Annotated in this window: 11 protein-coding genes; 9 read left to right on the forward strand and 2 right to left on the reverse strand. The window is 65.5% G+C overall.

Features of this window, described 5'->3' with window-relative positions:
- Positions 1-10: 10 nt before the first annotated feature.
- Complete coding sequence (locus tag P0Y59_06715) at positions 11-1,618, reverse strand: phosphoenolpyruvate carboxykinase (GenBank protein ID WEK01368.1); 1,608 nt, start codon at positions 1,616-1,618, stop codon at positions 11-13.
- A 181-nt stretch (positions 1,619-1,799) separates the two neighbouring features.
- Between P0Y59_06715 and P0Y59_06720 the strand changes: the two genes are divergently transcribed.
- The 9 genes from P0Y59_06720 (at position 1,800) to P0Y59_06760 (ending at position 11,336) form a co-directional block, all read left to right on the forward strand.
- Entirely contained in the window at positions 1,800-2,507 is a 708-nt protein-coding gene (locus P0Y59_06720; GenBank protein ID WEK01369.1) for a response regulator transcription factor, read from the forward strand.
- Entirely contained in the window at positions 2,476-4,044 is a 1,569-nt protein-coding gene (locus P0Y59_06725) for a stimulus-sensing domain-containing protein (GenBank protein WEK01370.1), read from the forward strand. Before P0Y59_06720 ends, P0Y59_06725 begins: the two co-directional genes overlap by 32 nt.
- The gene (locus P0Y59_06730; protein ID WEK01371.1) at positions 4,041-4,463 is read left to right on the forward strand and encodes an HPr kinase/phosphatase C-terminal domain-containing protein; all 423 of its coding nucleotides are present in this window, start codon (positions 4,041-4,043) and stop codon (positions 4,461-4,463) included. Before P0Y59_06725 ends, P0Y59_06730 begins: the two co-directional genes overlap by 4 nt.
- On the forward strand, positions 4,460-5,428 hold the full coding sequence (gene rapZ / locus P0Y59_06735; GenBank protein ID WEK01372.1) for an RNase adapter RapZ: 969 nt from the start codon (positions 4,460-4,462) through the stop codon (positions 5,426-5,428). Before P0Y59_06730 ends, rapZ begins: the two co-directional genes overlap by 4 nt.
- Entirely contained in the window at positions 5,425-5,832 is a 408-nt protein-coding gene (locus P0Y59_06740) for a PTS sugar transporter subunit IIA (protein ID WEK01373.1), read from the forward strand. The genes rapZ and P0Y59_06740 overlap by 4 nt, the downstream gene beginning before the upstream one ends.
- Complete coding sequence (locus tag P0Y59_06745; GenBank protein WEK01374.1) at positions 5,832-6,104, forward strand: HPr family phosphocarrier protein; 273 nt, start codon at positions 5,832-5,834, stop codon at positions 6,102-6,104. Before P0Y59_06740 ends, P0Y59_06745 begins: the two co-directional genes overlap by 1 nt.
- Before the next feature lie 127 nt (positions 6,105-6,231).
- On the forward strand, positions 6,232-7,041 hold the full coding sequence (locus tag P0Y59_06750; GenBank protein ID WEK01375.1) for an RNA methyltransferase: 810 nt from the start codon (positions 6,232-6,234) through the stop codon (positions 7,039-7,041).
- A gap of 61 nt (positions 7,042-7,102) precedes the next feature.
- Entirely contained in the window at positions 7,103-7,810 is a 708-nt protein-coding gene (locus P0Y59_06755) for an META domain-containing protein (GenBank protein ID WEK01376.1), read from the forward strand.
- Between the two features lie 169 nt (positions 7,811-7,979).
- Entirely contained in the window at positions 7,980-11,336 is a 3,357-nt protein-coding gene (locus P0Y59_06760; GenBank protein ID WEK01377.1) for a PAS domain-containing protein, read from the forward strand.
- A 15-nt stretch (positions 11,337-11,351) separates the two neighbouring features.
- Here the strand turns inward: P0Y59_06760 and rmuC are convergent, their stop codons facing one another.
- On the reverse strand, positions 11,352-12,752 hold the full coding sequence (gene rmuC / locus P0Y59_06765) for a DNA recombination protein RmuC (GenBank protein WEK01378.1): 1,401 nt from the start codon (positions 12,750-12,752) through the stop codon (positions 11,352-11,354).
- Positions 12,753-12,814: the final 62 nt, after the last annotated feature.

Consider the following 12,814-nt stretch of genomic DNA (forward strand, 5'->3'; position numbering starts at 1 on the left):
ACCGGGCAGATTACGCGGTTTCGGCGGTCCTGGGGGCGGCTTGGCGAACGCCCTCATCCACATCGTCAGCGAATTGAGCGAAATTCTCGACGAAGAGATCAACCAGCCTGGCCGCCGTCGCGTCATATTCGGCCTTGTTCGACCAGGTCTCGCGCGGGTCGAGGATCGCGCTGTCGACACCCGGCACGCTCACCGGCACCTTGAAGCCGAAATTGGGATCGGTGCGGAATTCGGCATTGTTCAGGCTGCCGTCCAGAGCGGCGTTGAGCAGCGCGCGGGTCGCCTTGATCGGCATGCGGCGACCGATGCCGTATTTGCCGCCGGTCCAGCCGGTGTTGACCAGCCAGCAATCCACGCCGCCCTTGGCGATCCGCTCCTTGAGCAGATTGCCATAGACCGAGGGATGACGTGCCATGAACGGCGCGCCGAAGCAGGTCGAGAAGGTCGCATCGGGCTCGGTCACGCCGATCTCGGTACCGGCGACACGCGCCGTATAGCCGGAAAGGAAGTGATACATCGCCTGATCGGGCGTCAGCTTCGAGATCGGCGGCAGAATGCCATAGGCATCGGCGGTCAGCATCACGATGTTGCGCGGCACCGGCCCCATATTCTCTTCCGAGGCATTGGGAATGAAGTCGATCGGATAGGCACCACGGCTGTTCTCGGCGAGGCTGGCGTCGTCGAGGTCGAGCTGGCGCGTGACCTGGTCCATTACGACGTTTTCGAGCACCGTGCCGAAGCGCTTGGTGGTCGCGAAAATCTCCGGCTCGGCATCGGCCGAGAGGCGGATCATCTTGGCGTAGCAGCCGCCTTCGAAATTGAAGACCGCCGTATCCGACCAGCCATGTTCGTCGTCGCCGATCAGCGTGCGGCTTGCATCGGCCGACAGCGTCGTCTTGCCGGTGCCCGACAGGCCGAAGAATACCGCGGTGTCGCCCTTGGGGCCGATATTGGCCGAGCAATGCATCGGCATCACACCGGTCGGCGGCAGGAGATAGTTGAGCAGGCTGAACACCGACTTCTTCATCTCGCCGGCATAGCGGGTGCCGCCGATCAGGATCAGCTTGTCGGTGAAGTTGACCGCGATCACCGTCTCGCTGCGGCAGCCATGCCGCTCAGGATTCGCGCGGAAGCTCGGCAGGTCGATGATCGTGTACTCGGCCTCGAAGCCGCGCAGTTCGCTCTCTTCGGGGCGAACCAGCATCGTGCGGATGAAGCTGTTGTGCCAGGCGAGCTCGGTCACGACACGCACGCGGACCCGGTGCTCGGGCTGCGAGCCGCCGAACAGGTCCTGGATGAACAGGTCTTCCTTGTCCTTCAGCGCTGCCAGGAAATCCGCCTTGAGGGTGGCGAAATGCTCCGGCGTCATCGACTTGTTGCTCTTGCCCCACCAGACGGTGCTCTCGGTCTCCGCATCGCGGACGATGAACTTGTCCTGCGCCGAACGGCCGGTGTGCTGGCCGGTCTCGACGACCAACGGCCCGTCGGCTGAAAGCTTGCCTTCGCCGCGCGCGACGGCCGCCTCGATCAGCTTGGCTGTAACCAGATTCCAGTGCAGGGTGGCGCGTGTCTCAATGCCTTGCGCTTCGAGGCCTGCGTCGGGAATACGATCGCTCACGGTCCTTGCTCTCCTGAAATTGGGCGCGCGGTCGATGCCGCAGTTGAATGCCGAAATGTGAGTCGCGCATATCGCCACGGACAGGCAAATGTCCAGTCGAGACAATCGGACGCCGCATTGAGTTGAGCGTTGCGCCGGTTTGGACTACCTCACGCGTAACAGCACAAGGGTTGCACCGCCGATGACGGCTTCGATCGCGCTCGTCGACGACGACCGCAATATCCTCACCTCCGTTTCGATCGCCCTCCAGGCCGAGGGTTTCGTCACGCGTGTCTATTCGGACGGCGAGACGGCGCTGAAGGCGCTGATCGAGAATCCGCCGGATCTCGCGATCTTCGACATCAAGATGCCGCGCATGGACGGGCTCGAGCTGCTGCGCCGGTTGCGCGAGAAGAGCACCACCCCGGTGATCTTCCTCACATCGAAGGACGACGAGCTCGACGAGGCGCTCGGCCTGGCGATGGGGGCGGACGATTATATTTCCAAACCCTTCTCGCACCGGCTGCTGATCGCCCGGATCCGCGCGATCCTGCGCCGCTCCGAACTTGCCGTCGCCGGCACGGCGGGCGAGGAGGAAAGTCCCGGGGGCTCATTGGTCCGCGGGCGGCTGGCGATGGACACTGCCCGGCACCGGGTTACCTGGAACGGTGCCGGCGTAACCCTGACCGTCACCGAATTCCTAATCCTGGAGACTCTCGCCCAGCGACCGGGCATCGTGAAGACCCGCAACCAGTTGATGGATGCGGCCTATCATGACGACATCTATGTCGACGATCGCACGATCGACAGCCATATCAAACGCGTGCGCCGCAAGTTCAGGCAGATCGACCCCGAGTTCGATGCCATAGAGACCTTATATGGCGCGGGTTACCGATTCTCCGAGGAATGACGACCGCGAGCTGACGCTTCGCTGGTCCGGGCAGGTATCGCTTACCCCGCGCATCCTCGCGGTCAACATCATCGCGCTGGCGATGCTGGCGGGCGGTTTCTTCTACCTCGACAGCTATCGCAGCCGGCTGGTCGACAGCCGCGTCGCCCAGGCGAGCCGCGAGGCGCGCCTGATCGCCGAGGCGATGGGCTCGGTCACGCCGGAGCGCCACAATCTCCTCGCGCTCCGGCTCGCGCGCGACACCGGCGCCCGGATCCGGCTGTACGATGCCAAGGGCAAGCTGATCACCGACACGCGCGCCCTGGGGCTGCGCAATTTCATCCTGCGCGATCCCGACAAGGAGAACTGGCAGCAGGATACGGCGCGTTTCCTCGACGCGGTGATCGATACCGTGGTCGGCGCGCCTCGCGCACCCTTGTATCGGGAACGTGCGGAGGGCCTGGAATGGCCCGACGTCCACACGGCGCGCAGCACCGAAAGCGCCCCCGCCACGGTGTGGCGCGCGCCCGATCGCACGCCCGTCATCACCGCCGCCGCGGCATTGCCGACGGGCGGCGTGGTGATGACCACCGTCAACGCCCGCGACATCACCCAGACCGTGCGGGTCGAGCGCTTTCGCCTGGGAGTGGTGCTGGCGATCGTATCGGTCGTGTCGATCCTGCTTTCCCTGTTCCTCGCACGAACGATCGTGCGCCCTTTGCGACGCCTTGCCCGCGCCGCAGTCCGGGTGCGGCTCGGGCGCGCGCGCGAGGTGGTGGTGCCCCGCCTGCCCTCGCGCCGCGATGAGCTGGGCATGCTCGCCCGTGCGTTATCGGACATGAGCCTGGCGCTCCGCGCCCGGATCGACGCGACCGAAGCCTTCGCCGCCGATGTGACTCACGAGATGAAGAACCCCCTCGCCTCGCTTCGGTCAGCGGTCGAGGGCCTCAGCTCGGTCAAGGACCCGGAGTTGCAGGAAAGGCTGCTGGCGATCGTGCGCGACGACGTGCACCGTCTCGACCGGCTGATCACCGACATCTCCGAGGCATCGCGCCTCGACGCGCAGCTCAGCCGCGCCAAGTTCGAGGATGTCGATGTCGGCGCGATGATCGGCGCCCTGCTCGATCAGCGAGCCGAACGCGGCGTCGAGCGGGACATCCAGATCCGTTTCGACCATCGCCCCGGCGAGACGCTGGTCGCGATGGGCGAAGGCGCGCGGCTGGAACGCGTGTTCGAGAATCTGATCGAGAACGCCGTCTCCTTCTCGCCGGATGGTGGCCTGATCGTGGTCTCGGCAGGTCGCGACGGCGATGAACTGGTCGTGCGAGTCGAGGATGAAGGCCCCGGCGTGCCCGAGGAAGCTCGCGAGCAGGTGTTCAGCCGCTTCCAGTCGCTACGGCCGGACGGCGAGGAGTTCGGCAAGCATAGCGGGCTGGGGCTCGCCATCGCCCGGACCATCGTCGAGGGCCATCAGGGCATCATCGCGGTCGAATCGCGCGAGGACCGGCTGAGCGGGGCGCGATTCGTCGTCCGCCTTCCTATATCGGACCGGCGATGAGCCAGACGATCCATGCCTCGACCGTAGCGATCAGCGGCCATGCCGTGTTGATCCAAGGCCCTTCCGGGTCGGGTAAATCCGACCTGGCCTTGCGGCTGATCGATCGCGGCGGGGTGCTGGTGAGCGACGATTATACCGTGCTGACGCCACGCGACGGCATTCTATCGGCAAGTGCGCCCGCCACCATTGCGGGCCGGCTCGAAGTGCGCGGGATCGGAATCGTCTCCGTTACCCATGTTGAGCGCGCACCGGTCACATTGCTGGTACGGCTCTCCACCGAGGTGGAACGCATGCCGGAAGCCGAGTCGCGCTCGATCGACGGAATCGCCATTCCCATGATTGCGATCGATCCGCGCGAGGCATCGGCACCGATCAAGGTGGAACTTGCCCTCAGTCGCCTGCTAGAGCGCGCGCCATGAAGCGCGACCCCAAGGATATATTGCTCGTCACCGGCATGTCCGGCGCGGGGAAATCGACCGTATTGCGGACGCTCGAGGATCTCGGCTGGGAAGTGGTGGACAATCTGCCGCTGCTCCTGCTCGACCGACTGCTCGGCGCGCCGCTGCCGGAGGGCGCCGAACGTTCGTCGCAGCCGCTCGCGCTCGGCATTGGTGCCCGCACCCGCGACTTCGATCCCGACCGAATCGTGAAACGGATCAAGAAGCTTCGCGAAGAGCATGGCCATGATATCGGCATCCTGTTCCTCGACTGCTCCGGCGGCGAGCTCGAGCGTCGTTATTCGGAAACCCGCCGGCGCCATCCGCTGGCGCTCGATCGCCCCGCCTCCGACGGTATTGCGCGCGAACGCGAACTGCTCGCCCCGCTGCGCCGCTGGGCGAACCGGCTGATCGATACGACCAATCTCACCGGCAACGAACTGGCACAGCAGGTTCGCTCGACCTTCTCCGGCGAGGGCCTTGGCGAACCGACCCTGTCGGTGACATCGTTCGGCTACGCCCGCGGCCTGCCCCGCAACGCCGACCTGGTGTTCGACATGCGTTTCCTGCGCAACCCGCATTGGGACGAGGCCCTGCGTCCCGGAACGGGGCTGGACAAGGACGTCAGCGCCTATGTCGCGGCTGACCCGGCCTATGATGCAGCGATGGAGCAGATCGAGTCGCTGTTGCTGCTGCTGCTGCCGCGCTATCGGGCCGAGGGGAAATCCTATGTCACCATCGCGTTCGGCTGCACCGGCGGGCGGCACCGTTCCGTCCACGTGGCGGAGCGTGTTGCTGCACGGTTGCGCAACGAAGGATTTTCGCCCACGGTCGCGCACCGCGATCTCGCTGCTGCGCCGCAGGACTCGCTCGAGGGTGTGGCAGAAAATGCCCAAGGGGACGGTCTTTCAGTGATTGAAACTGCTATGAAAGAGTCGGGGCAATGATCGGCCTGGTTCTGGTGACGCACGGACGCCTCGCCGAGGAGTTCGTGACCGCGATGGAGCATGTCGTCGGCAAGCAGGAACGGATCGCGACGATCGCGATCGGCCCCGATGACGACATGGAGGCGCGCCGCGCCGACATCGCCAAGGCGATCGCCGCCGTCGACACGGGACGCGGCGTGATCGTGCTGACCGACCTGTTCGGTGGCACGCCGTCCAATCTCGCCATTTCGCTGATGGAGCGCGGGCGTATCGAGGTGATCGCCGGTATCAACCTGCCGATGCTGATCCGGCTCGAATCGGCGCGCAAGGCGATGAAGGTGGTCGATGCCGTCGCCGCCGCGCGCGAGGCAGGCCGCAAATATATCTCGGTTGCCTCTGAAGTGCTTGGCGAGGCTGCCGCCTGATGCAGGTCAGCCGCACGGTCCTCATCACCAACAAGCGCGGGCTCCACGCCCGGGCAAGCGCCAAGTTCGTCACCCTCGCGTCGACCCAGCCGGTCGAGGTCGCCGTGGAGAAGGACGGCGCCGGCAGCGTGACCGGCACCTCGATCATGGGCCTGATGATGCTGGGCGCGGCGATGGGCGATTCGATCGTCATCAGCGCCGAGGGCGACGGCGCGGAACAGGCGGTCGGTGCGCTATGCGAGCTGGTGGAAGCCAAATTCGGAGAGGATTGACCTTCTTCGTCCCCTCCCGTTTACGGGAGAAGCTGGGGGTGAGCGCGCGCTCGCCGCGAATGTGCCGTTTGAGGAAACCGGGAGCCCATCCCCGGCCCCTCCCGCAAGCGGGAGGGGGGTAGACAAGATGCCCCGCGAGATCACCGCCTATTCCAACCCGCTCATCAAGCGCGTCCGTGCGCTGCGCGAGAAGAGGCACCGGCGCGAGGAAGGCCTGTTCCTCGCCGAGGGCCTGCGCATCCTGACCGAGGCTCGCGAGAGCGGGCGCCTGCCCCAATATCTGTTCTTCGCCCGCGACAGCGCGGGCCACCCGCTGGTCCGCGCCCTGATCGCGGATGTCGAGGCAGCCGGCGGCGAAGCGATCGAGACGGTACCCGACATTCTTTCCAAACTCTCCGGCAAGGACAATCCGCAAGCCGTGGTCGGGGTTTTCGCCGAATTCGCGACCTCGCTGGAAACGCTTGACCGGAGCAGCGCCGCGATCTGGCTGGTTGCCGAACGGCTGCGTGATCCGGGCAATCTCGGCACGATCCTGCGTACCGGCGACGCGGTCGGCGCCGGCGGCCTGATCCTGATCGGCGAGTGCGTCGATCCCTTCTCGGTCGAGGCGGTGCGCGCGAGCATGGGCGCGCTGTTCACCGTGCCGATCGTCCAGGCCGGCTGGACCGAGTTCCTTTCCTGGCTCCGCGCGGGTCCCGGGCAACTGGTCGGGCTGAGCCTCGACACCGATCACGACTATCGTGCCGCAGCCTACACCTCCCCGACCTTCCTGCTGACCGGCAACGAGGCACAGGGCATGCCGGCGGAGTACGCCGTCGAATGCGACCTGCTGGTGAAGATCCCGATGCTCGGCAAGGCGGACAGCCTGAACGCCGCAGTCGCCACCGCGGTGATGGCCTATGAAGTGCTCGCGCAGGCGAAACCTTCGCCCCGCTGAACGGTTGCGTAACGACCGGTTCAGCCGGGCTTGTCTATCCGGCGATCCGAGGAGACCCGATATGAAGTTCGCGCACGTCCTTTTCGTCCCTGCCCTGCTGGTCTCTGGCGCTGCTGTCGCCCAGACGAGTGACACATCGTACAAGGCAGTCGGCACCGAACCCGGCTGGGCGCTGACGATCGACAAGGGTCTGATCCGCTATGTCGGCGACTATGGGCGTACCCGCGTCACTGCACAGGCGCCGGTTCCCCGGCCAAGCTTCAACGGCCTGCGCTATGTTACGCCGAGGATCACGATCGACATTACCCGGTCTCGCTGCAGCGACGGCATGAGCAATCGCGACTATCCCGACAGCGTGACGGTGACGGTCGGCCGCCGGACGGTGCGCGGTTGCGGTGGCGAGCCGATCGTCTCGCCGCCCCGGGCGGCGGTGATCGAGGGCAAATGGGAAATCCAGTCGATCGAGGGTCGTCCGGTACGCGGGCCGCGGCCGGCGACGATCGCATTCGCCGGCGACCGGATCAGCGGGAACAGCGGCTGCAACAGCTTCGGCGGCTCGTTCCGCTTCGAGCGAGGCTATCTGACAGCCGGCCCGCTGATGTCGACCAAGATGGCTTGCATGGGTCCGGCCATGGCGCAGGAACAGGCGATCATGCGCCTGCTCGGCGAGCGCCTGAGCGCGAGCACGAACCGTGACGGCAAGCTGGTGCTGAGCGCGTCCGGATTGCGGACCCTGGTACTGGTTCGTTCGGGACCGGCCCCGCGCTGAACGGTGCATGGGCCCGGGCTCCGACGATGTCGCGGAACCCGGGCCGACCCAACGTCGTTACTCCCTGCTTAGCGCCGGGAGGGGGCCAGATGATCGATCGACGTAGCGGAATTCCATTTTTTCGAGGCCATTCCGTAGCTCCACGTCGCCGCCCGTGACGGATTCTGCAGTGAAACAAGATCCGGACCTGTTCATCGGCAACGGCGAAATGGCGTCGCTGATGCGCGCCAAGGACTGGTCGCGAACGACGCTCGGTCCGGTGGAATACTGGCCAGAAGCGTTGCGCGTCGCGGTCCGCATCCTGCTGACCAGCAAGTTCGACATGTGGATCGGATGGGGGACGGACGTCGCCTTCCTCTACAACGATGCGTATCGGCCGACGCTTGGACAAAAACATCCCGACGCGCTGGCGACGCCGACAGCCGAACTCTGGGCGGAGATCTGGCTCGATGTCGAGCCGCTGGTCCGGACGGTCTACGAGACCGGCGAAGCGACATGGAGCGAAGCGCTGCTGCTCCTGCTCGAACGCAACGGCTACAGCGAAGAAACCTATCACACCTTCTCCTACAGCCCGATCTTCGACGACAACGGGGCGGTGGGCGGGCTGTTGTGCGCGGTCGTCGAGGAAACCGATCGAATCATCACGGCGCGCCGGCTGGATACCCTCAGGGTGCTCGCCTCCGACCTGACCGCGGCGGACACCATCTCCGCCGTCACGGCGGCCACGCGCACCTGTCTTGAGAGCAATCCGCACGATCTTCCCTTCACCCTCGTCTATCTGTTCGAGGACAGCGTGGCGCGGCTTGTCGAGCGAACCGGCTTCGACGGGCCACACCCGGCAGCCCTCGAATCGATCTCGCTGGACGATCCCGCGCCCTGGCCTTTGGCAGGCGGACTCAACCAGGTCCCCTTGGCCGATATGGGGGCCTTTCCATGCGGCGCCTGGCAAAAGACGCCTGATCATGCCGTGATCCTGCCACTCCAGCGCCGTGGCGGGGAGGCACCGGTCGGTGCGGTCGTGGTCGGTCTCAACCCCCATCGGCGGGCCGATCCCGATTATCTTGGCTATCTCGATCTGCTCGCCGGCCAGATATCGTCCGGTCTCGCCAGTGCCGAAGCCTATGAAAGCGAGCGGCGGCGCGTGGCTGCGCTTGCCGAGGCAGCCGGACTCCGGGAGGCCGCGGCCGAAGTGTTGCGTGAGGTCAACGCCCGCCTCGAATCCGAAGTCGAGGCCCGCACCGGCGAACGGGACCGCCTCCGCGCCCTGTTCCAGCGGGCACCGGGCTTCATGTGCGTGTTGCACGGCCCCGACCACGTCTTCGAATTCATGAACGAGGCCTATCTCCAATTGATCGGGCATCGCGACGTGAACGGCATGCCGGTTCGCGACGCGCTTCCCGAGGTCGACGGCCAGGGTTTTTTCGATCTGCTCGACCAGGTCTATCGCACCGGCCAGCCCTTTGTCGGGCAGAGCATGCCGGTCGACCTCCAGCGAGAGCCCGGCAGCCCGCTGGAGAAGCGGTTCCTGAACCTGGTCTATCAACCCATCGTGGAGAATGACGGGGCGATCACCGGCATCTTCGCCGAGGGCCATGACGTCACTGATCAGGTCCGCAGCGAAGCCGCGCTGCGCGCGCTCAACGCCGACCTGGAACGCCAGGTGATCGAACGCACCCAGGCGCGCGGCAAGACCTGGCATCTCAGCCCGGACTTGCTCGGCGCGCTCAATCCCCTCGGCTATTTCGAGACGTCGAATCCGGCCTGGAAGACCCTGCTCGGCTGGAGCGAGCAGGAGGTCGCCAGCATGTCGATCTTCGATCTGCTCCATCCCGACGATGTCGAACGCACCCGCAACGGCTTCACGCTGACTCAGCAGGGCGAGCCGGCGATCCGCTTCCCCAACCGCTATCGCTGCAAGGATGGCAGCTATCGCTGGATATCCTGGGTCGGCATTCCCGAAGAGGGCATGGTCTATTGCAGCGGGCGCGACATCAGCGTGGAAAAGGCGGCCGAGGCCGAGCGCGACCGGCTATGGACGCTGTCCGAGGACATGCTGGCGCGGGCCGACTATCAGGGCAGGATGGTGGCGGTGAACCCCGCCTGGACAAAGGTGCTGGGGTGGCGCGAGCGCGACCTGTTGACCAATCCCTATGCCGATATCATCCATCCCGACAATGTCCCCGCCGTGGCGGCCGCGCTGGAAGAGATGAACCGCACCGGCCAGCCCACACGGTTCGAAAACCGGATCCTGTCGGCGCATGGTGACTGGAAACCGATCGGCTGGACGGTCTCGCCCGAGCCCGACGGCATCCATTTCATCGCGGTCGGGCGCGACCTGACCGAGGACAAGTCGCGCGAACGGGAGCTTGAGCAGGCGCAGGAGGCGCTGCGTCAATCGCAGAAGATGGAGGCCGTGGGCCAGCTCACCGGCGGTATCGCCCATGATTTCAACAACCTGCTGGCCGGTATTGGCGGAAATCTCGAACTGCTGGAACTGCGCATCGGCCAGGGCAGGACGACGGGCCTCGATCGCTATATCGGCGGCGCGCAGGACGCGACCCGACGCGCGGCATCGCTGACGCAGCGGCTGCTCGCCTTTTCCCGCCGCCAGACGCTCGATCCGAAACCGACTGACGTCAACCGGCTGATCGCCGGCATGGAAGACCTTATCCGCCGCACCGTCGGCCCGGAGATCGAGGTCGAGGTCGTCGGCGCCGGCGGGCTGTGGTTGACCCGGGTCGACACATCACAGCTCGAAAACGCCCTGCTCAACCTGGCGATCAACGCGCGCGACGCCATGACCGGCGGCGGCCGGATCACCATCGAAACGGCCAACAAATGGCTTGATGACCGCGCCGCGCGCGAACGGGAACTGCCCCCCGGCCAATATCTCTCGCTGTGCGTGACCGATACCGGATCCGGCATGGGGCCCGACGTCGTCGCCAAGGCGTTCGATCCGTTCTTCACCACCAAGCCGATCGGCCAGGGAACCGGGCTCGGCCTGTCGATGATCCATGGTTTCGTCCGGCAGTCCGGCGGGCAGGTGCGGATCTATTCGGAACCGGGCAAGGGCACGACGATGTGCCTCTATTTCCCGCGCTACGCGGGCGAAATGAATCCGGGCGAGGACGACGAACCCCATCTTGCCGATCCCGGACATGGCGAGACCGTGCTGGTGATCGACGACGAGCCCCTCGTCAGGGCCCTCGCCGTCGAGATCCTGCGGGATGCCGGCTATATCGTGATGGAGGCAGCCGACGGCCCTTCCGGGCTCAGGCTGGTTCAGTCGGCGGCACGGATCGATCTGCTGGTCACCGATGTCGGCCTGCCCGGTGGACTGAACGGCCGCCAGGTCGCCGACGCAGCACGCGTTACCCGTCCTGGCCTGAAAGTGCTCTTCATCACTGGCTATGCGGAGAATGCAGCCGTCGGAAACGGTCTGCTCGGCGCCGGCATGGAGGTGATCACGAAACCCTTCACGGTCGTCGCGCTCGGCAACAAGGTCAGGGAAATGCTCGATCGTTGATCGCGCGAACGCTGTCTATTCCGCGGCCTCGCTGACCGAACCGTCGATCAGGATCGGCGTATCGCCGTAACGGGCCAGCGCTTCGACCGGCTCCACGCCCTCGATCTCGCGCGCGCCGGGCTCGATGTTGAGATCGCGCAGCTTGCGCGCCGTTACCAAAGTGCGGCTTTCGAAGCTGCTGACGAAGGTGTTGTAGTTGTTGACCGCCGACGTCAATCCGCCACCCACCTTGCGCAGATCGCCCGCCGCCTTGGCGAGCCGGTCGTAGAGTTCCTTGCCGAGTTCGCCGATCTGGCGCGCTTCCTTGGCCAGCCGTTCCTGCCGCCAGACCGCCGAGACGGTGCGCGCGATGGCGATCAAATTGGTCGGCGTGGCCAGCAGCACCCGTTTCTCGAAGGCGAAGTCCCAAAGCGTGGGATCATGCTCGAGCGCGGCTGACAGGAAATGCTCGCCCGGCACGAACATGATCACATAGTCGGGCGCATCGGCGAACTGGCTCCAATAGGCCTTGTTGCCGAGACCGTTGACATGAGCGCGCATCGAAACGGCATGGGCGGCAAGCCCGACCAGCCGCTCCGCCTCGTCGACCGCGCCGAACGCATCCTGATAGGCATTGAGCGAGACCTTGGCGTCGATGACGAGCGCACGACCGCCAGGCACGCGAACGATCGCGTCGGGGCGGAGTCGCCCGCCTTCGTCCCCGCCAGACACGCTGACCTCGGTCTGGAAATCAGTATGTTCCGACAAACCACAGGTTTCCAAAACATTTTTAAGCTGCTGCTCACCCCAGCGTCCGCGCGACTTGGGCGCGTTACGGAGCGAATTGACCAGCTTCGCCGCTTCGCTGCTGACCTTCTCCTGGCCGACGCGAAGCCCCTCCAGCTGGCCCTTGAGCTGGTCGAAAGCCCCCTGGCGCTCGCTCTCGACCTTGCTCACGGTCTCCTCATATTTCAGGAGGCGGTCGCTGACCGGCTGGAGCATGGATTTCAGATTCTGCCCGGCCGTCTCTTCGGATTGCTTGAAACGGGCCTCGGCGCGTTCGAGGAACTGCTTCTGCGCGTCGTTGAGCAGCTTGCTGGCGGTCTCGTTGAAATGACCGGTCATCGCCTCGCGAGAGTTCTTGAATTCCTCGAGCCTGGCCTCGAACGCCTCGGCATGGGCGCGAAGCGTCGCATTCTCGGTGCGAAAGCCGTCGCGCTCCTCCCGGATCGCGTCGAGCTCGTCGCGAAGCTGCGCCGCGACGCGCGCACGCTCCTCGGCGCCGGCGAGGTCGACGATCGCCCGCTTGAATTCCTCGGTCCGTGCGTCGCGTTCGGTCCTGACCTCGGCGACGCCGCGCCCGGCCAGCCACCAGCCCACCGCCAGTCCGACGAGCAGAACGGCGATCATCGCCAGGGAAATCGTCAGGCCGGTCATGCTTTACCTCGTTGGAACATTGCGCGAACTTGTACTCTCCATTGCCATTTTGGCAATGCGGC

Source organism: Candidatus Sphingomonas phytovorans (assembly GCA_029202385.1).
Taxonomy (GTDB): Bacteria; Pseudomonadota; Alphaproteobacteria; order Sphingomonadales; family Sphingomonadaceae; genus Sphingomonas; species Sphingomonas phytovorans.